This is a genomic window from Curtobacterium sp. 260, from assembly GCF_030803485.1.
Classification (GTDB): Bacteria; Actinomycetota; Actinomycetes; order Actinomycetales; family Microbacteriaceae; genus Curtobacterium.
In genome coordinates this window covers 431,820-451,265 of the sequence record NZ_JAURUY010000001.1, presented here as the reverse complement: position 1 = coordinate 451,265, position 19,446 = coordinate 431,820, and the positions used below count along the sequence as shown (strand labels likewise).

General features: G+C 72.3%; 20 protein-coding genes. 10 read left to right on the top strand and 10 right to left on the bottom strand.

Annotated elements, in window-relative coordinates; all coding sequences use genetic code 11:
* Positions 1 to 70 precede the first annotated feature (70 nt).
* Positions 71 to 1,171 (bottom strand): hypothetical protein, encoded by a 1,101-nt coding sequence (locus tag J2X59_RS02130; RefSeq protein ID WP_326495524.1) that lies wholly within the window; start codon positions 1,169 to 1,171, stop codon positions 71 to 73.
* A 163-nt stretch (positions 1,172 to 1,334) separates the two neighbouring features.
* Between J2X59_RS02130 and J2X59_RS02125 the strand changes: the two genes are divergently transcribed.
* From J2X59_RS02125 to rfbD, 3 genes are all read left to right on the top strand, one after another.
* Positions 1,335 to 2,276, top strand: coding sequence for a glycosyltransferase family 2 protein (locus J2X59_RS02125; RefSeq protein WP_311206454.1), 942 nt, complete (start codon positions 1,335 to 1,337; stop codon positions 2,274 to 2,276).
* 87 nt (positions 2,277 to 2,363) lie between these two features.
* Positions 2,364 to 3,350, top strand: a complete 987-nt coding sequence (gene rfbB / locus J2X59_RS02120; protein ID WP_326495523.1) for a dTDP-glucose 4,6-dehydratase — start codon at positions 2,364 to 2,366, stop codon at positions 3,348 to 3,350.
* A complete protein-coding gene (gene rfbD / locus J2X59_RS02115) occupies positions 3,347 to 4,198 on the top strand; it encodes a dTDP-4-dehydrorhamnose reductase (RefSeq protein WP_326495522.1) in 852 nt (283 codons plus the stop codon). The genes rfbB and rfbD overlap by 4 nt, the downstream gene beginning before the upstream one ends.
* A gap of 114 nt (positions 4,199 to 4,312) precedes the next feature.
* Here the strand turns inward: rfbD and J2X59_RS02110 are convergent, their stop codons facing one another.
* Both J2X59_RS02110 and J2X59_RS02105 read right to left on the bottom strand, forming a co-directional pair.
* The gene (locus J2X59_RS02110; RefSeq protein ID WP_326495521.1) at positions 4,313 to 5,269 is read right to left on the bottom strand and encodes a pentapeptide repeat-containing protein; all 957 of its coding nucleotides are present in this window, start codon (positions 5,267 to 5,269) and stop codon (positions 4,313 to 4,315) included.
* A complete protein-coding gene (locus J2X59_RS02105) occupies positions 5,266 to 6,825 on the bottom strand; it encodes a hypothetical protein (protein ID WP_326495520.1) in 1,560 nt (519 codons plus the stop codon). Before J2X59_RS02105 ends, J2X59_RS02110 begins: the two co-directional genes overlap by 4 nt.
* Before the next feature lie 121 nt (positions 6,826 to 6,946).
* On the opposite strand from J2X59_RS02105, the gene J2X59_RS02100 reads away from it, so the two are divergent.
* On the top strand, positions 6,947 to 8,089 hold the full coding sequence (locus tag J2X59_RS02100) for a glycosyltransferase family 4 protein (RefSeq protein WP_326495519.1): 1,143 nt from the start codon (positions 6,947 to 6,949) through the stop codon (positions 8,087 to 8,089).
* A gap of 169 nt (positions 8,090 to 8,258) precedes the next feature.
* Positions 8,259 to 8,966, top strand: a complete 708-nt coding sequence (locus J2X59_RS02095; RefSeq protein WP_326495518.1) for a hypothetical protein — start codon at positions 8,259 to 8,261, stop codon at positions 8,964 to 8,966.
* 18 nt (positions 8,967 to 8,984) lie between these two features.
* On the opposite strand, the gene purE is transcribed toward J2X59_RS02095, so the two are convergent.
* The gene (gene purE / locus J2X59_RS02090; RefSeq protein WP_400339135.1) at positions 8,985 to 9,497 is read right to left on the bottom strand and encodes a 5-(carboxyamino)imidazole ribonucleotide mutase; all 513 of its coding nucleotides are present in this window, start codon (positions 9,495 to 9,497) and stop codon (positions 8,985 to 8,987) included.
* A 61-nt stretch (positions 9,498 to 9,558) separates the two neighbouring features.
* Complete coding sequence (locus J2X59_RS02085; RefSeq protein WP_311206461.1) at positions 9,559 to 10,695, bottom strand: 5-(carboxyamino)imidazole ribonucleotide synthase; 1,137 nt, start codon at positions 10,693 to 10,695, stop codon at positions 9,559 to 9,561.
* Between the two features lie 133 nt (positions 10,696 to 10,828).
* Between J2X59_RS02085 and J2X59_RS02080 the strand changes: the two genes are divergently transcribed.
* From J2X59_RS02080 to J2X59_RS02065, 4 genes are all read left to right on the top strand, one after another.
* Positions 10,829 to 11,317: a GtrA family protein gene (locus tag J2X59_RS02080; RefSeq protein ID WP_066655053.1), complete on the top strand. Its 489-nt coding sequence runs from the start codon at positions 10,829 to 10,831 to the stop codon at positions 11,315 to 11,317.
* A gap of 156 nt (positions 11,318 to 11,473) precedes the next feature.
* Positions 11,474 to 11,683, top strand: a complete 210-nt coding sequence (locus J2X59_RS02075; protein ID WP_326495517.1) for a hypothetical protein — start codon at positions 11,474 to 11,476, stop codon at positions 11,681 to 11,683.
* The gene (locus tag J2X59_RS02070; RefSeq protein WP_326495516.1) at positions 11,680 to 11,943 is read left to right on the top strand and encodes a hypothetical protein; all 264 of its coding nucleotides are present in this window, start codon (positions 11,680 to 11,682) and stop codon (positions 11,941 to 11,943) included. The genes J2X59_RS02075 and J2X59_RS02070 overlap by 4 nt, the downstream gene beginning before the upstream one ends.
* Complete coding sequence (locus tag J2X59_RS02065; protein WP_326495515.1) at positions 11,943 to 12,908, top strand: hypothetical protein; 966 nt, start codon at positions 11,943 to 11,945, stop codon at positions 12,906 to 12,908. The genes J2X59_RS02070 and J2X59_RS02065 overlap by 1 nt, the downstream gene beginning before the upstream one ends.
* Before the next feature lie 46 nt (positions 12,909 to 12,954).
* Here the strand turns inward: J2X59_RS02065 and J2X59_RS02060 are convergent, their stop codons facing one another.
* Entirely contained in the window at positions 12,955 to 13,947 is a 993-nt protein-coding gene (locus J2X59_RS02060) for a lysylphosphatidylglycerol synthase domain-containing protein (RefSeq protein WP_066655056.1), read from the bottom strand.
* Complete coding sequence (locus tag J2X59_RS02055) at positions 13,944 to 15,167, bottom strand: polysaccharide pyruvyl transferase family protein (RefSeq protein ID WP_326495514.1); 1,224 nt, start codon at positions 15,165 to 15,167, stop codon at positions 13,944 to 13,946. Before J2X59_RS02055 ends, J2X59_RS02060 begins: the two co-directional genes overlap by 4 nt.
* A gap of 134 nt (positions 15,168 to 15,301) precedes the next feature.
* Here J2X59_RS02055 and J2X59_RS02050 point away from each other — a divergent pair, with 134 nt between their 5' ends.
* Positions 15,302 to 16,513 (top strand): glycosyltransferase, encoded by a 1,212-nt coding sequence (locus tag J2X59_RS02050; protein ID WP_326495513.1) that lies wholly within the window; start codon positions 15,302 to 15,304, stop codon positions 16,511 to 16,513.
* 91 nt (positions 16,514 to 16,604) lie between these two features.
* On the opposite strand, the gene J2X59_RS02045 is transcribed toward J2X59_RS02050, so the two are convergent.
* From J2X59_RS02045 to J2X59_RS02035, 3 genes are read right to left on the bottom strand one after another with little or no spacing between them, the layout of a single operon-like run.
* Positions 16,605 to 17,912: a UDP-glucose dehydrogenase family protein gene (locus J2X59_RS02045; protein ID WP_326495512.1), complete on the bottom strand. Its 1,308-nt coding sequence runs from the start codon at positions 17,910 to 17,912 to the stop codon at positions 16,605 to 16,607.
* Positions 17,913 to 17,965: 53 nt separating this feature from the next.
* Positions 17,966 to 18,514, bottom strand: coding sequence for a PH domain-containing protein (locus J2X59_RS02040; protein ID WP_326495511.1), 549 nt, complete (start codon positions 18,512 to 18,514; stop codon positions 17,966 to 17,968).
* Between the two features lie 4 nt (positions 18,515 to 18,518).
* Positions 18,519 to 19,382, bottom strand: coding sequence for a biotin--[acetyl-CoA-carboxylase] ligase (locus tag J2X59_RS02035; protein WP_326495510.1), 864 nt, complete (start codon positions 19,380 to 19,382; stop codon positions 18,519 to 18,521).
* Positions 19,383 to 19,446: the final 64 nt, after the last annotated feature.

The following is a 19,446-nucleotide window of genomic DNA, read 5'->3' as shown; positions in this document are numbered from 1 at the left end:
ACGTCGGTGGGCCGCACCGCGACGGCGACCCGGCCGACGACGCTGCCGGGGCCCGGGCAGACCGGCTCGCTCAGCCGATCCCGAGCGCGCGGCGCCAGGCCCGCTCCCCGGCGTTCGGAGCGCCCGCGGAGACGACCCGATGGGCGGCGACGTAGGCACGTGCGCGGCGGTTGCGCTCGGGGCCCTCCCGGAACGCGGTGGCCAGCGCGGTCCGCCACTCCTCGGGGTCGTCGCCGACGAGGAGCCCGCCGTTCCGGTCCGCACCCGCGTAGGACGGCCGGGCGGAGCCGACGAACGGCAGGCCGAGCATCGTGACCTCGAGGAACTTCAGGTCGCTCTTGGCGTCGTTGAACCGCTCTCCGGTCAGCGGCGCGACCCCGGCGGACCACCGATCGGCCTGCTCCGTCAGGAAGGCGACGAACGCCGGGTAGTGCGTCGCCCCCTCGGGGAGCGTGATCCGGTCGAACCAGGTGCCGTCCTCCCCGGTGACACCGATCACCTCGAGCCGCACCCGGCGACCGTCCTCGGTGACGAGACCGTCGAACACCGGGCGGAGGAGTTCGAGGTCCGCCGCGTGCGTCGCGCTGCCCATGTACAGGACGCGCCGGTCGCCGGTGCTCGGCGGCTCGGCAGGACGGGAGGGCCAGAGTCCCGGCTGCACGCCGTTCGGGACGACGACCGCGTCGACGCCCTGCGCCGCGAGCACCTCGCGCAGCTGCTCGGTGGCGACCACGACCGCGTCGGCGGACCGCACGAGCCGTTCGACCGACGCCAGCCGGTCCGGCGCGTACTCGACACGGGCCAGCCGGGCACGCGCCTCGGGCGTGAAGAAGTCGTCGTCCACCTCGGCGACGATCCGCGTGCCCTCGTCGCGTGCCCGCGCGAGCGCGGCGTCGAGCGACGCGAGCGGGAACGCGTCGCGCTGCACCAGGACGGCGTCGAGGTGCGCGGTGTCCGAACCGTCGGCCCACCGCACCGGGTCGACCTGGACGGTCCGCGCGAGGCCGTCCGCCGCGAGTGCGGACATCCGACCGGTCACCCGGACGTGCGCGGACGCCGGGTGGACCCCTCCTGCCCCGTGCACGACGAAGCCGACGAGCGGTGGGGGCGCAGCGGGGGTGGTCCCGGCGCGCCGGAGGACGCGGGCGATCGCCGACCTGAGGGGTGCCATCGCTCCATCGTGGCACGGCCGGCCACGGCGTTCTCGACTCGGTTCCCGCTTGTGCGTAGACTCGACCGTCTGTGTGTCCGCGAAGACACGCGTCCGGCCGTGCGGCCGGGACCCGAAGATCCCGGGCTGCAGCCCGGCCGACGACCCCCAGGACCCGCCACCCGTGAAACTGTTCGTCCAGATCCCCTGCCTGAACGAGGAGCAGACCCTCCCGTCGGTGCTCGAGACCATCCCGACCTCGATCCCCGGCGTCGACGAGATCGAGATCCTCGTCATCGACGACGGCTCGACCGACCGCACGGTCGAGGTCGCCCGTGCGCACGGCGTCCGGCACTTCGTCCGGCACACGAGGAACATGGGTCTCGCGCGGTCCTTCCGCGACGGGGTCGACTACGCCATGCTGCACGGCGCCGACATCGTGGTGAACACGGACGGCGACAACCAGTACCCGCAGTCGCAGATCGCCGACCTCGTCCAGCCGATCCTCCGTGGCGACGCCGACATCGTGATCGGCGACCGGCAGACCCGGACCATCGAGCACTTCTCCGGGTTCAAGAAGTCGATGCAGCGCTTCGGCTCCTGGGTCGCCAGCCGGGCCGCCGGCCTCGACCTGCCGGACGCCGCGAGCGGGTTCCGCGCCTACTCGAAGTACTCGCTCATCCGTCTGAACATCGTCACCCGTTTCAGCTACTGCATGGAGACGATCGTGCAGGCGGGCTACAAGCGTCTCGCCATCGCCAGCATCCCGATCACGACGAACGCGAAGACGCGCGAGTCCCGGCTGTTCAAGAACATCTGGCAGCACATGTTCCAGTCCGGGTCGGCCATCGCGCGGGTCTACCTGATGTACCGGCCGATGGCACTGTTCGCCTGGGTGAGCGCCGTCTTCGGGGTGGCCGGACTGATCCCGTTCGTCCGGTACCTCGTGCTGCTGTGGACGGACAGCGGCGGCAACCACCTGCAGTCGCTCATCCTGGGCATGGTGCTCATGATCAGCGCGCTCCTGTCGATCACGATCGGCGTGGTCGCGGACCTGACACGACTGAACCGGACCCTGGCCGAGGAACAGCTCGACCTGCAGAAGCTCGCGCGCTACGGCGACTGACGCCGGACCGGCCCCCGCTACACTCGACCCCGACCGCCGTCGGCTCCTCGTGACCGACGCACATCGGCCACGAAAAGGAAACCAAGCGTGAAGATCCTCGTCACCGGAGGGGCCGGCTTCATCGGCTCGAACTTCGTCCGTCGGACCCTGGAGGACGCCTACCCGGGGCTCGAGGGCTCCGAGGTCGTCGTCTACGACGCCCTGACGTACTCGGGCAACCTCGAGAACCTCGCGCCCGTCGCGGACTCCCCGCGGTACACCTTCGTGCAGGGCGACATCCGTGACGCTGCGAAGCTCGACGAGGTCGTCCCGACGGTCGACGCGATCGTGCACTTCGCCGCGGAGTCGCACGTCGACCGCTCGGTGCGTGACTCCGGGATCTTCGTCGAGACGAACGTCGTCGGCACCCAGCGCCTGCTCGACGCCGCGCTCCGGCACGGGACCGAGCGGTTCGTGCACGTCTCCACCGACGAGGTCTACGGCTCCATCACCGAGGGCTCGTGGGCCGAGGACCGTCCGCTCGAGCCCAACTCGCCCTACTCGGCGTCGAAGGCCGGGAGCGACCTGCTCGCCCGGAGCTACCACCGGACGCACGGGCTGAACCTCTCGATCACGCGCTGCTCGAACAACTACGGGCCCTACCACTTCCCCGAGAAGGTCATCCCGCTCTTCGTCACCAACCTGATCGACGACCGGCACGTGCCGCTGTACGGCGAGGGCGACAACGTCCGCGACTGGCTGCACGTCGACGACCACACCCGCGGCATCGCGATGGTGCTGACCCGTGGGCGCGCCGGTGAGACGTACAACATCGGTGGCGGCACCGAACTCACGAACAAGGAGCTCACGCAGCTCCTGCTCGACGCGACCGGCAAGGACTGGTCGTACGTCGACCGCGTGCAGGACCGACTCGGCCACGACCTGCGCTACTCGGTCGACATCTCGAAGATCCAGGCAGAGCTCGGCTACGAGCCGCAGGTGCCGTTCGAGCAGGGTCTCGCCGACGTCGTGCAGTGGTACCGCGACAACCGCTCGTGGTGGGAGCCGCTCAAGGAGCGCGCGGCGATCGCATGACGCGCTACCTGATCACCGGGGCAGCCGGCATGCTCGGTCAGGACCTCCAGCGATCGCTGGCAGGGCGTGACGTCACCGCCCTGTCCCGCGCAGACCTCGACGTCACCGACCAGGCTGCCGTCTCCGACGCGGTGGCCGGACACGACGTCGTGGTCAACGCCGCGGCGTACACCAAGGTCGACGACGCGGAGTCCGACGAGGACGCCGCCGCCGCCGTGAACGCCCGAGGTCCCGAGGTCCTCGCCACCGCGGTGGCGGCGACGGGCGCACGCCTGGTGCAGGTGTCGACGGACTACGTGTTCGACGGCACGGGGACGACCCCGTACGCCGAGGACGAGCCGACGCGGCCCCTCGGCGCCTACGGCCGGACCAAGTCCGCCGGCGAGGCAGCGGTCCGCTCCGTCGCGCCGGACAGGTCGTACATCGTGCGGACGGCCTGGCTCTACGGTGCCGGCGGCCCGAACTTCGCGAAGACCATGGTGCGGCTGGCGGCGTCGCACGACACCGTGAGCGTCGTCACCGACCAGGTCGGGCAGCCCACATGGACCGCCGACCTCGCCGACCAGATCGTCGCGATGCTCGACGCCGGTGCTCCTGCCGGCATCTACCACGGCACGAACGGTGGCCGGGGTTCCTGGTTCGACTTCACGCGGGCGATCTTCGAGGAGGTCGGTCTGGACCCGGAACGCGTGCTGCCCACGGACAGTTCCGCGTTCGTCCGTGCCGCGCCCCGGCCGGCGTTCAGTGTCCTCGGACACGACGGCTGGCGACGTGCCGGCCTGGCGCCGATGCGTGACTGGAGGGACGCCCTCCACGCCGCCGCGGCCGCGGGTGTCCTGACCGCCTGACCGGACGAGGACGACGACGGGGCACGAGACCGGAGGGTCTCGTGCCCCGTCGTCGTCGGCACCCGTTGGCCGCGGGTGCCCGGTGCCCGTCCTCCCGCTGGTGCGGTGGGACGGTCAGCGCCGGATGCGGAACGTCACGGGGGTCCGGACCTGCTTGCCGTTGTCCGCGATGAACTCGACCTTCGTGGTGCCCGCACGTTCGGGAACACCGGTGACGGTCAGCGTCTCGGGGTCCCAGGAGAGGCCCGCGGGCAGCGATGCCGAGAAGGCCGTGACGACCGCCGGGAACGGACTGTCCGCCTGGAACTGCACGGACGCCTGCTGCCCCACCCGGAGCGCCACCGTCGAGGGGACGTCGACCTGGGGTGGCAGCTTGACCTCGACGTTCCGCGTGTACTCCAGGGTGCCGTCGTACTCCGCCGTCGTCGACAGTGTGCACATGACACCGTTCTGTCCCGGGTAGAACAGCCCTTCCCGCTTCGCGCAGGTGTTCTTCTCGATCCCCGGCTGCGTGCCCGCGGTCAGGGTCACCTGGACCGGGTCCGAGTCCGTGACCCACTCGGAGAAGGTGGACGCTGCCAGGACGGTGTCCTCGACGTCCATGCCGTTGATGCCGGCGCGTGTGAAGTCGGTGTCGGAGAGTGTCGCGCCGCTGAGGTCCGCCTGGGTGAGGTCGGCGTCCCGGAACCGGGCACCGCTGAGGTCGGCGCCCGAGAGGTCGGCGCCGTAGAGGATCGCTCCGTCCAGGTCGGCGCCTCGCAGGTCCGCTCCGGACAGGTCGGCGAGTCGGAGGTCGATCCCCGACAGGTCACGGCCGGCCAGGTCGTCGCCGGAGCACTCGGTGTGCGACGCCGGCGACGCGCCCGCGACCACCCGGCAGGCGCCGACGACCTGCGCGTTGGGTGCCGAGAGGAACTCGTAGCCGACGGCCAGCACGGCGACGACCAGCACCACGAGCGCGACGGACCAGTGCCGTCGGGAGAGCCGTGGGCGGATCTGACCGGTCCGGATCGTCGGGTCGTCACCGGCGATCGTGTCGCCGATGTCGGGCTCGGTGGGACGTTCGGTCACGAGGCGACTCCCGTCAGGAAGCTCGGCAGCAGGTGGAGCGCGATCGGCGTGTACCAGCCTTCGCCGCGCGCGTAGGTGAAGAACGCGATCGGTCCGGCGTACGTCACCAGGGTGAGGACGCCGAGCAGCACCGCCGGCACGACGAGCACACGACGCCACCAGAGCGGCAGCGTGCGCCAGAGCGCCACAGCGGCGATGATCGCGAACACGTAGATCAACGGCAGCACCGGCAACAGGTACCGACCGGAGAAGGCGTACTCGTTGTCGAGCCGGATGAACGTCCGGAGGTTGAAGAAGAACATCGCCACCACGTAGCTCCCGGCGACGAAGAGCCCCCAGACCGATGCCCGCGTCCGGACGAGGCTCCGGAAGGACAGCAGCGTCGCGACGACCGCGACGACGAACGTGACCGCGCCGGCGATCTGCACGACGGTGGAGACCTGCCACACGGTGTTGCGTCCGCGGTAGAAGAACATGCTCTGGAAGTAGGCGCTGATCCAGCTGCCGACGAACTCGAAGAGGTCGAACGGCGTCTGCGGCACGGCGTTGACGATCCCGAGGTCGTGCGCCCTCGCCGCCCAGTAGTTCCGCCGGTAGATGTCGAACGCCAGGCACTCCTGGTGGGTGTGCAGCTTGGTGCAGGACGGGTTGAACTGGCCGTAGACGAGGAGGTTGCCGCCGATGCGCTCGAGCAGCACCGCCGCGGTGACCACGAAGAGCAACGCCCACAGCGACGACGTCACCGGATGTTCCGCGAAGACCCGACGGAAGCGCTGCACCGGGTGTGCGAACGTGCGGACACCGTCCCGCTGCAGCACGAGGGCGACGGCGACCGCGACCGCGACGAGCACGAACGGGACGAACGTGTACTTCACCACGATGGCGAGGGCCCCCAGGACGAGGGCACGGAAGAGGTCCGAGTACGCGTGTCCGCTCGAACGGATCAAGCGTGCGCAGAAGAGCAGGCAGAGGAAGAACAGCGTGTTGGCCGGGGTGTCGTACGTGACGGCAGCCGCCTGCCACTCGTACCGGCCGGTGCCCGCGAGCAGCACCACGACGAGCGTCGCGACCCAGGGCGCCGTACCCATCGTGCGGACCAGGCGGTGGACGACCACGAGACCGACCGCCGCGATCAGGACGTTGGCGAAGCGCAGCGCCACCACGATGACCGAGTACGGTGCGCCGAGGTCGAGCAGCGGCTTCACCGGGAAGCTCATCACGTAGTAGTAGACGTAGCTCGGGAAGCGTTCGATCTCGCCCATCTGCAGCAGGCTCGCCGGGGCGTCCGTGATGACGGGACCGGCCCAGACGCTGCGCCCCGCGTAGTACAGGATGTTCGCGATGTGTCGGTTCTCGTCCGGCGCGATGGTCCCCGCGTAGGGCACGTTGCCGACGCCGTCGACGACCGGCATGTGGACGGCGACGGAGAACACCGCGCCCACGAGCACGAAGAGGACGAGCGTCAGGCGCAGGGTCCAGGGGTTCTCGAGGACGCGGACGAGCGGAGCAGCGTGGAGGGCGCGCAGCCTGCGCCCCGGTGCGGTTGTTGTTGCCAAGGGTCCCCTTCGGTCCGTCCAACCCTAACGAACGACCCTGCCACGACCGAACGCACCCAGGAGCGAGCGGACCCCGCTGGTAGGGTCGGAGCCCGTCCACCAGCACCACGAGGAGCCACCGATGACCACCCTCCGTGTGATCCTCGACCAGGTGATCTCGCCCGTCCCCGGCGGGATCGGGCGGTACGCGGAGGAGCTCACCCGGCAGCTCGTCGCGACGGCACCGCCGGGATGCGACGTGGAGGCCGTCGTGTCCGCAGCGCCGGCCGCCGACCTCGACCGCCTCCGGACCCTGCTCCCCGGACTCGCCGGGTTCGACCGTCTCCCCCTCGGCCGACGCGAGCTCGCCCTCGCGTGGCAGGCCGGGCTGGCCAGAGGGGCCTCCGCCGGCATGGTCCACGCGCCGAGCGTGCTGGCGCCGTTGGTCCGGCACGACCGGTTCCAGGACCCTGGTCACCAGACCGTCGTCACCGTGCACGACGTGGTGCCGTGGACGCACCCCGAGACCCTCACGCCCCGTGGGGTCCACTTCCACAAGTCGATGGTCAAGCGCGCCTGGCGCCACGCGGACGCGGTCGTCGTCCCCACGCACGCCGTGGCGGCCGAACTGAACCGCATCCACCGCTTCGACGAGCGCATCCGGGTCATCGGCGGCGCACCGAGCGGACGACTCGCCGTCCCGCCGGACGCCGACCTGCGCGCCGAACGCCTCGGACTCCCCGAGCGCTACGTGCTCGCCGTCGGCACGCTCGAGCCGCGGAAGGGCCTCGGCCACCTGATCCGGGCCATGGCCCACCCCTCCGCCCCCGCGGACGTCCCCCTCGTCGTGGCAGGCCCGGACGGGTGGGGCGACGTGGACGTCCACGGTACGGCCGAGGCCGCCGGGCTCGCGCCCGACCGGGTCAAGGTGCTCGGGCGCATCGAGGACGCCGACCTTGCCGTCGCCTACGACCGGGCCACGGTCTTCGTGTTCCCCAGCCTCGCCGAGGGCTTCGGTCTGCCGGTCGTCGAGGCGATGTCGTTCGGCACCCCCGTCGTGCACTCGGACGACGCCGCCGTCCGTGAGGTCGCTGCGGACGCCGGCGTGACCGTGGCCCGCCACGACCTCGAGGGCTACCCGGAGCGCCTGGCACAGGCCGTCTTCCAGGTCGTCAACGACCCGGTGCTCGCGTCACGACTCGCCGTCACCGGACCCGACCGGGCACGGATGTTCGACTGGCGGGACTCCGCCGAAGAGGTCTGGCAGCTGCACGCGGACCTCTGACCCCGTCGGGCACGACGACCAGCGGGCACGACGACCGACGGGCAGGAGGACCAGCCGGCACGACGATGCCTCCGACCCGGGCGCAGCCCCGGTCACGGGACTGCACCGATCCTCCGCGCCGCCGTGTCGGGCGGACGGATCGTCGGACAGTGCTGCGATCATCACACCCATGACGCGTCCTCACCGTACCTCGGCCATCGTCACCGCGATCGCGCTCGCAGCCGGGCTCGGCACCACCCTCGCATCGTGCTCCCGCGCCGACGACCCTGCACCCTCGACGTCGGCGTCCGCCGCCACCCGGACACCGAGCACCAGCCCGACGCCCACGCGTTCCGCCCCGGTCCCGGAGCCGGCCGGCACCCCGACGGCGGGCAGCGACACGTCGAGCGCGGGCCCCACCGAGGACGCCCCCGCCGACGGCAGCGGTCAGGGAACGGGCAACGGCAGCGGGGCCGACGCACCGGCCACCGTCGACTGGGCGGCCGTCGCCGAGCAGGGCATCGCCGCCGCCGGCGGCGGGACCGTGATCTCGATCGCCGGCTCCGGGGACGACTGGACGGTCCTGGTGTCCGGTCCGGACGGCGCACGTACCCAGTCCGTGGTGTCGGCCACGCTGGGCCGGGTGACGTCGGGCCCGTTCCCCAAGGACAGCGACGCGGCGACGCGGCAGTCGGACGTGTCCCGGACCGAGGGCCTGCAGGTCACGGCGGACCGCGCGGCCACCTCGGCTCTCGGAGCGGTGCCGGGCAGCACGCTCGTCTCGGTGGTGCTCGGTGGTCCGGCTGCTGCCCCGGTGTGGACCGCGACGACCTCCACCACCGGCGGCACCACGACGGTCAGCGTCGACGGCAGGACGGGCGCCGTCAGCGTGTCCTGAGCGGCCGCCCGCGAGCGCTCAGAGCGCCTCGCGCAGGGCGCGTGCCTTCCGCTCGACGACCTGCTCGAGTCCGTCGGCGTACTCCGCGAGGGCCGATCGGACCCCGGCGTCGGTCGTGCCGATGATCCGCGCGGCCAGCAGACCGGCGTTGGCCGCACCGTTGATCGCCATGGTCGCGACCGGGATCCCGGCCGGCATCTGCACGATCGAGAGCAGCGAGTCGAGCCCGTCGAGGCGCGCGAGCTGCACGGGGACCCCGATCACCGGCAGCGTGGTCAACGACGCGACCATGCCCGGCAGGTGCGCCGCTCCACCGGCTCCGGCGATGACGACACGGATGCCCCGGTCGGCAGCGGCACGGGCGAAGTCGACCATCTTGTCGGGCGTCCGGTGCGCCGAGACGACGTCGGCCTCGAACGCGATGCCCAGTTCCCCGAGGATGTCGGCGGCCGCACGCATGGTCGGCCAGTCCGAGTCGGACCCCATGATGATCGAGACGAGCGGTGCGGTGGCGGCGGTGGTGTCGGTCACGGCACGAGCCTAGCGGCGGGTGAGGGCCCGGCGTCCGTCCAGCAGACCGGCGAGGACGCGGTCAGTCGTCGAAGTGCGCTGCCGCGGCGCGGGCGCGGTAGGCGACGTCGTCCACGTCCTCGCCCAGCACCGTGACGTGCCCGACCTTGCGGCCGGGACGCGGGGCCTTGCCGTAGAAGTGGAACCCGGCCTCCGGGAAGTCCGCCAGTGCGGCCGGGTAGCGGGCCGCGAGGTCGCCGTCGGCCGGCCCACCGAGGACGTTGACCATCACGGCCGCCGGCGCGTGCATGCCGGTCGTGCCGAGGGGCAGGTCGAGGACGGCGCGCAGGTGCTGCGCGAACTGGCTCGTCGTCGCCCCGTCGATCGTCCAGTGCCCGGTGTTGTGCGGGCGCATCGCGAGTTCGTTGACCAGGATCCGCTCGTCGGCGGTCTGGAACAGTTCGACCGCCAGCACCCCCGTCACGCCGAGCTCCTCGGCGATCCGGACCGCGAGGGACTCCGCCGCGTCCGCCAGTCGCCCCGCGGCGGCCGGCGCCGGCGCGATGACCTCGGCGCAGACGCCGTCCCGCTGCACGGTCTCGACGAGCGGCCAGGCCACGACCTGGCCCGAGGGGCGACGTGCGACGGACTGCGCGAGCTCGCGGGTGAAGGGGACGAGTTCCTCGACGAGCAGGGCCTGCCCGTCGCCGAGCTCGGCGACGGCGGTGAACCAGTCGTCGACGTCGGACGGGTCGGAGACGACACGGACACCCTTGCCGTCGTAGCCGCCACGCGGGGTCTTCACGACAGCGCGTCCGCCGTGGTCGGCCAGGAAGGCGGCGAGGGCGGACCGGTCCTCGACGGCCGCCCAGTCCGGGACGGGGACGCCGAGCTCGCTGAGCCGTCGGCGCATGGTGATCTTGTCCTGCGCGACCGCGAGCGCGTCCGGCCCCGGGTGCACCGCGACGCCCTCGTCGACGAGGCGTCGGAGGACGTCCTGCGGGACGTGCTCGTGGTCGAAGGTCACGACGTCGACGCCGCGCGCGAAGGCGAGGACGGTGTCGACGTCGCGGTGGTCGCCCTCGGCCGTGGCGGCGATCGCGGCGGACATGCCGGGCCCCTCGGCGAGGACGCTGATCTCGAGCCCGAGCTCGACGGCGGCGGGGACCATCATCCGCGCCAGTTGTCCCCCACCGATCACTCCGACGTGCAGCGCCATCCTGTGCGTTCCTTCCGCGATTCCGGACCTCGGTCCGCGACCGCTCGACTACAATCCGTCGAGGCCGATCATCGATCTGCCCCGTTCCGACCGCTGGCCGGTCCCGGCCAACTCTACGGAATCAGGAGAGCACGTGCGGCGACTCATCGCACAACTCGCACGCTTCGGCGTGGTCGGGGCGATCGGCTTCGTCGTCGACCTGGGGGTCTTCAACGTCCTCCGTGCCACGGTGCTCTCACCGGACGAGGTGCACAGCGGTCCGTTCTGGGCGAAGGTCGTCTCCACGACGGTCGCGATCTTCGTGAACTGGATCGGCAACCGGTACTGGACGTTCCGGCACCAGCGCCGCTCCGTCGCTGCGAAGGAGGGCTTCGAGTTCGTCGTCGTCTCCCTCGGCGGGATGGTCATCTCGCTCGGCTGCCTGGCGGTCTCCCACTACGCGCTCGGCTTCACCTCGGCACTCGCCGACAACATCTCCGGCAACGTGATCGGGCTGGGGCTCGGCACGATCTTCCGCTTCTGGCTGTACAAGGTGTGGGTGTACCACCCCGACCGGGTCGAGCAGGAGTCCGCCCGGCGCGCGGACGCGACGCCGGAGACGGTCCGCGTCCCCGAGGTCTGAGTCCAGCCGCTCCCGCGCCGTCCGTAGGATGGTCCGGTGACGACGCCCGGACTCCGAGACAGCGCACCGCCCGTCGATCGTCGGGAGCGCGTGGCCGTCGCCGTGGTCACGGTCACGTTCGGGCTCTGGTTGCTCGTGTAGGCGCTGGTCGTCCCCGTGTTCCAGGCTCCTGACGAGACCGCGCACATCGACGCGACGGTGCACCTCGCGACGGGTGCCCCCTGGGTGGCTCCCGGGGAGATGCACGTGCTCAACGCGGTGCAGGCCGCGGCCGCGCAGCAGGCGACCCTGCCCAAGTCCGAGTGGTCGGACTTCGCGGAGCTGCTCGGGGTGCTCCGGGCGAGTCGAGCACCGTCGACCAGATGACGCAGCACCCGCCCACCGCCTACCTGGTGGGGGCGCTGGTCCTGAAGGCCGTCCACTTCGCCGGCCTCCGGTGGGACCACGCCGTCCTCGTGCTGCGCCTCGTCGACGTGGCGGCGGTCACCCTCCTCCCGCTCCTGACCTGGGCCTCGGTCCGGCGTCTGACCCGCTCACCTCGCGCGGGCCTGGTCGGGGCGCTGGCACTGTTCGGCGTCCCGCAGCTGGCCTCGATCGCGTCCTCGGTGTCGACGACGCACCTGTGATGCTGTTCGCGGCCGTGGTCGCGTGGCTCACGGTCCGCCTGCTGACCGGCGACCACCGCTGGCGGGCGACGCTCGCCCTCGGTGTCGTGCTCGGCGGCCTCGTGTGGATCAAGGGGACGGGACTCCCCGCCGTCCCCTTCGCCGCGCTCGTCGTGCTCGTCGCCGGCAGCGGGGTGCTCCCGCTCCGCACCCGACTCGTCCGGACGGTCGTGACGATGGCCGTCACCGCGGGCATCGGCGCCTGGTGGTGGGTCCACAACGTCCTCGCGTACGGGCGGGTGCAGCCGAACGGGTACACCGCGATGCGTCCGCCCAAGGAGTTCCCTCCCAGCGAGCACCCGACGCTGTCGCACTTCCTCGACGTCAGCTGGGGGACGTTGGCCCGGCCCTTCTGGGGCAGCCCCGGCATCAAGGCCCAGGTCTCGATCGGTGACGTGCTCACCAGCGTGCTCACCCTCGTCACGCTCGCCGTCGTCGTGGCATTCGCCTTCCGCAAGGGTCCGGACCGCCGCGCCGTCGTCGTGCTCGCGGTCTTCCCGGCACTGCTCACCGCGATCCAGACGTACACGAGTGCCCACGCCTACCTGACCACGACCGAGGTCGCCGCGACGCAGGGCCGCTACCACTTCCCCGCGATCGTCTGCCTGGTCGCCGTGAGCGCGATCGCGTGGCGGCGGATGGCCGGCGGACCGACTGCGCGGGCCCGGACCGCCGTCGGACTGTCGATCGCGCTGCCGGCGGTCGGGCTCTACGGACTCGGCGTGGTCTCCAGCTGGTTCTGGAACGCCGCGCGGTTCCCCGTCACACCCGCCGGTGTCGAGCGGTACGTGGCGCTCGGTCCGGTCCCGCCGTCGGTCGTCGCTGTCCTCGTCGCGCTCGTGCTCGTCGGTCTCGTCGCGACGGTGACCGCGGTGGTGCGCAGCGCAGCGCTGACGCGAGCACCCGGGGTGGTCACGACCGCCTGACCGCCGGCCGACGTCGGAGCCGGTCGACGGGCCGCCGACCTGCCGGTCAGCGCCCCGGAGCGGGCTCGACCCCGGCCGGGTCGGCCTGGTCCGGTCTCCCCCGCTTCGAGAACCACGTCGGCACAGCGGCGGTGAGCAGGAAGAGGCCGTCGACGGCCAGGCTCCAGACGCGGGTGACGACGACCACGACGAGCGCGATCGGTCCCGGCATCACGAGGCCGAGGAGGAGCGCCTGGACGCCCTCGCGCACACCGAGCCCGCCCGGGGCGAACACGGCGAGCATGCTGATCGCGGAGGCCATGCTGGCCGCCCCGATCACGAACGCCGCGTCCGCGGGACGCAGGGACGGGTAGACGGCGAGCGTGATGAAGTAGTACGCACTCCCCGAGAGCACGGCGCCGGCGACGTAGAGCCCGGCACCGCCGAGCACGGTGCCGAGGCTCGGCGCGACGTCGGCGTCGAGCGGCGGGCGGCGGAGGATCCGCAACGCCGTGCTGATGAGGAACACGAACACCCTCGGCACGAGGCAGACCACGCAGCCGATGAAGGCGACGACCATGAGCGCGATGATCCAGGGGTCGAGCGTGTGCGTCCGCGGATCGATCAGCAGGAGCACGAGCGCCAGCGCCAACGTCGCGGCGATCTGCAGGGCGCCCTCGAGCAGCCCGCTCACCCCCAGCCGCGCGCGGGAGACGCCGTGCTTCGAGGCGAAGTAGACCTTGCCGATGATCCAGGTCGCGGCTCCCGGGATGTAGCGGCCCATCCACGACTTTGCGTAGACGAAGGTCAGCGCGACACCGCTCCCCCGCAGGCCGGTCGCGCCGAGGCGCCGGAGCAGGAAGAACCAGATGCCGACGCCCCAGTACCGGAAGCCGAGGCTGATGACCGTCGCCACGGCGACCCACCACCAGTTCCAGCGGATACCGGCGAGCTGCCCCCAGTCGACGCTGCGGACGTAGAGGAAGAGGAACACCGCGAGCAGGACGTAGAAGGCGATGGGCACCGCCCGTCGCAGGACCCGCTTCGTCGTCGGGCTCACCGCACGCCCTCGGTTCCGCGGGCGAAGTCCGTGTGCAGGGCACCGGTCATGCGCTCCACACCGGCGGAGAGGTCCGCGACCACACGCTCACGGTGCTCGTCGAGGTCCTCGAGCGACGCGACGACGTCGGCGACGAAGGTCGGCTCCAGGGCCTCCTCGATCGGGCGGGCGTACCGCTGCTGGCCGATCTGCTCGAAGAAGAGCCGCCCCTTGTCGACGTAGTACAGCACCGTGGCCGGCACGCCCGCGATCGTCGCCACGATCGCCGAGTGGAGACGGCTCGCGATGAAGAGCCGACTCCGCGACATCAGACCGGCGTACTCGGCGGGCGAGAACTCGTCGGCCTCGACGACGTGCGCTCGGCCGCCGTGGCGCATCTGGGCGATGACCTCGCGCGCGAACGCGGCGTCGCCCTCGGAGGCCTCCATGTGCATGGGGTAGAAGACGACGTCGACGTCCCACCGTTCGACGACCGTGTCGACGAGCTCCGCGAGCGCCGCACGGTAGGTCACGAGGTCGGCGGACTCGACGTGCGACCGACGCAGCGCCTTCGGGATGAAGCGGAACGGGATCCAGCCGCTGCGCTTGTAGTGGAACCAGCGTCGGACGCCGATGCCGACCGACCCGTCGAGCTGCTCCGCCGACAGGCCGGTGGTCCGCTGGAGCCGCGCGAGCACGTCCGCGTCCGGTGCGGTCACGGTGCCGACCACCGCGGGGTCGAAGGAGGCGATGACGGGCGTCCGGACACCCCACGAACGCAGCTTCTCCCGCGACTCCTCGTCGCGGACGATGAAGACCTCGGTGAGGTCCACCGTCGCTCGGATCAGCCGCTTGCTGATACCGGCGGACGTCGGGCCGATGCCCTGGAACGCCCCGACGACGTGCCGGTTGACCGCACGGACGAGCACGAACTTCAGCAGCCAGTAGACCAGGCCGAGCTTGTTCGTGTAGTCCTTGAGGATCTCGCCTCCGCCCCAGAGGACGACGTCCGCGGTCCGGGCAGCCCGGAGCAGGCGGAAGAGGTCGCCGATCCCGGTGCTGTACGGCGACATCGGGAGGAACCGGATGCCGAACCAGGCTCCGTCGCGCTCGGGGTACTGCGACAGCGACACGATCTCGGCGCCCGGCCACCGCCGGCGGGCGAGCTCGATGTTCCCGGCGAGGATCGCCCGGTCCCCTCGGTTGTGGGGCGAATCGCTATTGTGGATGAGTACGCGCACGGGTCTCCTGCTCCGGTCCTGCCGGCCTGCGCAGCGGTCGCACCGCGGGCCCCGAGCAGCGTACCAACCCGCGCGGTGTCCCCGATCGAACGGGACCCGTCCGCCGAACGACCGTCCACCCGGAAGGCGACCCCTTGCCCGCACCCGTCCACCCCAGCACCGGTCGTCCCCGCCTGCTCGTGCTCGCATCCACCTTCCCCGCCCACCCCGACGACGGCGTCCCCGCCTTCGTGCTGGACCTGGCACGGCAGGAAGCGGTCGAGTTCGACACCGCGGTGCTGACACCGCGGGTCGCCGGGGCCGCCCGCTCGGAGACGATCGACGGCGTCCGGGTGCGTCGGTTCGCCTACTTCCCGCGGCGGTTCGAGGACCTGGCGGACGGCGCGATCCTGGACAACCTCAAGGCCGACCGGAAGCGTCTGCTCCAGGTGCCGGCACTCCTCGCGGCGCAGTTCCTCGCGGTGCGTCGAGCCGTCCGTGCCGCACGTCCCGACGTGATCCACGCGCACTGGGCGATCCCGCAGGGGCTCGTCGCGGCACTGGCCGCGCCCGGGGTGCCCCTCGTCGTCACGACGCACGGCGGCGACGTCTACGCGCTCCGCGCCGCGCCGCTGGTCCGGCTGAAGCGCTGGGTGTTCGGGCGTTCGGCGCACGTGACCACCGTCAACGACGAGATGCGGGCCCGCCTGACGGAGTGGGGTGTCGACCCGGCGCGGTCGAGCGTCGTCCCGATGGGCGTCGACCTCGCGCCCGCGGTCGCGGCCAGGGAGACCACCGTCCGGCGGCCCGGGCACGTGGTGGCCGTCGGCCGGCTGGTGGAGAAGAAGGGCTTCGGGAACCTCGTCGAGGCACTCCGCGGTCTCGAGGGCGTCGACTGGTCGTTGACCGTCGTCGGCGACGGCCCGTGGCGCGAGCGCCTCGAACGACAGGCCGCGGGGCTGCCGGTCACCTTCGTCGGGCAGCGCGGCAAGAGCGAGGTGCTCGCCACCCTGGCGTCCGCCACCGTCGTGGCCCTGCCGTCCGTACCGGCCGCGAACGGCGACCAGGAGGGACTCCCGGTGACGCTCCTCGAGGCGGCGGCGGTCGGCGCGGCGATCGTGGCCAGCGACCTCCCCGGCATCCGGGACGTCGTCCGCGACGACGTCTCGGGTCTGCTCGTGGGGCCCGGCGACGTCGACGCGCTGCGCGCCGCCCTCGAGCGAGCGCTCACGGACGCCGATGCCCGGGAGCGCCACCAGGCCGGAGCGACGGCCGCTGCGGCCGAGTTCGCGACCGAGCGCATCGGCTCCCGCTACCGGGACGTCCTCCGCGCGGCCGTCGAGCGCCGCACCCCGCACCGGGACTGAACGCCGCCGGCCGGGTCCTCCCCGTCCGGAGACGACCGACGGCCGCTCCCGGCGAGGGGAACGGCCGTCCGTCGTCAGCGGGGTCGGAGCGCTAGCGCCCCATGCCCCGGTAGGTGAAGCCCGCTGCGGTCCAGGCCTCGCGGTCGAGGCAGTTGCGCCCGTCGACCACGACCGGCGACGCGACGAGCGAGGCGACCTCGGCCGCGTCGAGCTCACGGAACACCGACCACTCGGTCAGCACGAGCACGATGTCCGCGCCGGTGACCGCCTCGGTCGGCGACCCGACGTACTCGAGCTCCGGGTGCAGCCGACGAGCGGTCTCGATCGCCTCCGGGTCGTACGCCGCCACCGACGCACCGAGCCCGAGCAGGCGTGCCGCGATGTCGAGCGCCGGGGAGTCGCGGACGTCGTCCGAGTTCGGTTTGAAGGCCAGGCCCAGCACGGCGACGCGCTTCCCGGTGATCGTCCCACCGAGCAGCTCCGTGGCGAGGTCGACCACGTGCGCGCGTCGACGGAGGTTGGTGGCGTCCACGTCGGCCAGGAAGGCGAGGGACTCCCCCACGCCCAGCTCGTCGGCGCGGGCCTGGAACGCGCGGATGTCCTTCGGCAGGCAGCCGCCGCCGAAGCCGAGACCGGCGTTGAGGAACTTCCGACCGATCCGGTCGTCGTGCCCGATCGCGTCGGCGAGCGCCGTGACGTCGGCGCCGGCGACCTCGGCGATCTCGGCCATCGAGTTGATGAACGAGATCTTCGTCGCGAGGAACGCGTTCGCGCTGATCTTCACGAGCTCCGCCGTAGGCAGGTTCACCACGAGGCGGGGCGTCCCCGCGGCGAGCGCCTGCGCGTAGACCTCGTCGAGCGCCGCGACGGCACGCTCGCCGGCCTCGCCCTCCGGGACGCCGTAGACGAACCGGTCGGGCGAGATGGTGTCCTGCACGGCGAAGCCCTCGCGGAGGAACTCCGGGTTCCACACCAGGGTCGCACCGGGGACCGCTGCCTCGACCTCGGCGGCCAGGCGCGCGGCGGTGCCGACCGGGACGGTCGACTTGCCCACGACGAACTCACCGGCCGACAGGTGCGGCGTGAGCGAGGCGACGGCGGCGTCGACGTACCGCATGTCCGCGGCACCGGTGGGTCCCTGCGGGGTCCCGACCGCGAGGAAGTGCACGGTGGACCCGGCGACCTCGGCCATGTCGGTGGTGAAGCGGATGCGACCGGACGCCAGGGCCTCGGTCAGGATCTCGGGCAGCCCGGGCTCGAAGAAGGGAGCCTCACCGGCGGCGAGCCGTTCGATCTTCGCGGGGTCGACGTCGACCGCGACGACCTCGTGTCCGAGCTTGGCCATTGACGCGGCGTGCACGGCACCGAGGTACCCGCAGCCGATGACGGAGATACGCACGGCACGACGCTACCGGCTAACGAGGAAGACTCCCAACCCGGACGTTCGGCACCTCACCGGCCGGCGTCACCCCAGGCCGGTCGCGAGGGTCCCCCGACGATCTCGTCCCAGTCCGGCTCGCGGTGCCGTCGGCGGGCTTCGTGCGCCTCGACCAGGTCGTGCAGCACGGCCACCACGAGGTCGGCGTGCGGGACGTCGGCGAGCACCACGGGCGTGTCCTCGCCGGGGAAGACGAGCACGTCACCGGACCGCCACACCCCCTGCAGGCCGCGGCGCCGCACCGTGACGTCGTACCCGCGGGAGTGCAGGAGCTCGCGACGGGTCCGGGTGCCGAGACCACGGACCACCACGAGCCGCCGGGTCGTCACCACGTACCGCTCGGACATCCACCGGAGCAGCGGGACGAGGCCGCCGAGCACGACGAGCAGGACCGTCAGTCCGGCGACGACCGCGTTCAGCCACGCGAGCTGTGCGCGGAACACGCCGAAGCCGAAGCCCCCTGCCAGTGCGACGACCACGACGAAGACGGCCGGACGGACGAGTCGGCGCGCGTGCGGCCGCAGCCGCGCGACCACGCGTTCGGGCGGCGGCTCGGCGGTCATGCCGTCATGCATAGCGCAGGTGGGTGAGGTCCCCCACCGCGACGCCCCTGGTTCGGCCGTCCCGATCCCGGATCGTGATGCGACCGTCGTCGTCGATGCCCGTGGCGTCGACCTCGTCGACAGTGCCGTCGGGCAGTTCCAGACGGACCCGGCGACCGATCGTGCCGCACGCTGCGCGGACGCGTGACCGGACGACCCCGGCGGCCGCACCCCCGTCCACCAGCGCACGCACCGCCTCCAGGACGGCCGTCGTCCAGGTGGACAGCACCGCGTCCGCCAGGCCGTCGGCGTCACCGGTCGCGCCGGCGACCGCCAACGACGTCGCGGTCGGCGTCGGCAGGGCGTCCTCCGGGATCGTCAGGTTCACGCCGGCGCCGACGACGACGCTGCCGTCGGCAGCGACCTGGCAGAGGATGCCGCACACCTTGCGTCCGTCGACCAGCAGGTCGTTCGGCCACTTCACCAGGACACGCGGCTCCGGCACGGGCGTCGCGGCGTCGGCGTCGGCGGCCGGACGGGAGGCCCTGGTCACCGTGTCGGCGTCGCCCAGCACGGCGGACACCGCGTCGCGCATCGCGGCGCCGGCGACCAGGGGCAGCCACCCGCGGTCGCGGTCGGCCAGGTCGGCGCGGACGAGCAGGCTCACCGCGAGCGTCTGCCCGGTCGGCGCGCTCCATGACCGGTCGAGCCGCCCGCGCCCCGCCGTCTGGTCGAGCGTGACCACGGCGCTGCCGTGCGCCCGACCGGGCGCGACGTCCAGCAGGTCGGCGTTCGTGGAGCCGGTACGCCCGACGGCGTCGAACACCCCACCGGCGGCCTCGACGACGGCACGGGCGCGCGGCAGGACCGGCGGGACGGGTGTGGACATGCACGCAAATCTACGGGCAGGAACCGTGGGGGTCCTCCAACCGGCCCCGCCGTGCCCGCCGGTA

Bases quoted from the DNA above. Each gene is read 5' to 3' on its own strand.
- J2X59_RS02130 (WP_326495524.1), bottom strand. From the start codon at position 1,171: ATGGCACCCCTCAGGTCGGCGATCGCCCGCGTCCTCCGGCGCGCCGGG.
- rfbD (WP_326495522.1), top strand. From the start codon at position 3,347: ATGACGCGCTACCTGATCACCGGGGCAGCCGGCATGCTCGGTCAGGAC.
- J2X59_RS02100 (WP_326495519.1), top strand. From the start codon at position 6,947: ATGACCACCCTCCGTGTGATCCTCGACCAGGTGATCTCGCCCGTCCCC.
- J2X59_RS02095 (WP_326495518.1), top strand. From the start codon at position 8,259: ATGACGCGTCCTCACCGTACCTCGGCCATCGTCACCGCGATCGCGCTC.
- J2X59_RS02085 (WP_311206461.1), bottom strand. From the start codon at position 10,695: ATGGCGCTGCACGTCGGAGTGATCGGTGGGGGACAACTGGCGCGGATG.
- J2X59_RS02070 (WP_326495516.1), top strand. From the start codon at position 11,680: ATGACGCAGCACCCGCCCACCGCCTACCTGGTGGGGGCGCTGGTCCTG.
- J2X59_RS02065 (WP_326495515.1), top strand. From the start codon at position 11,943: ATGCTGTTCGCGGCCGTGGTCGCGTGGCTCACGGTCCGCCTGCTGACC.
- J2X59_RS02040 (WP_326495511.1), bottom strand. From the start codon at position 18,514: ATGACCGCCGAGCCGCCGCCCGAACGCGTGGTCGCGCGGCTGCGGCCG.
- J2X59_RS02035 (WP_326495510.1), bottom strand. From the start codon at position 19,382: ATGTCCACACCCGTCCCGCCGGTCCTGCCGCGCGCCCGTGCCGTCGTC.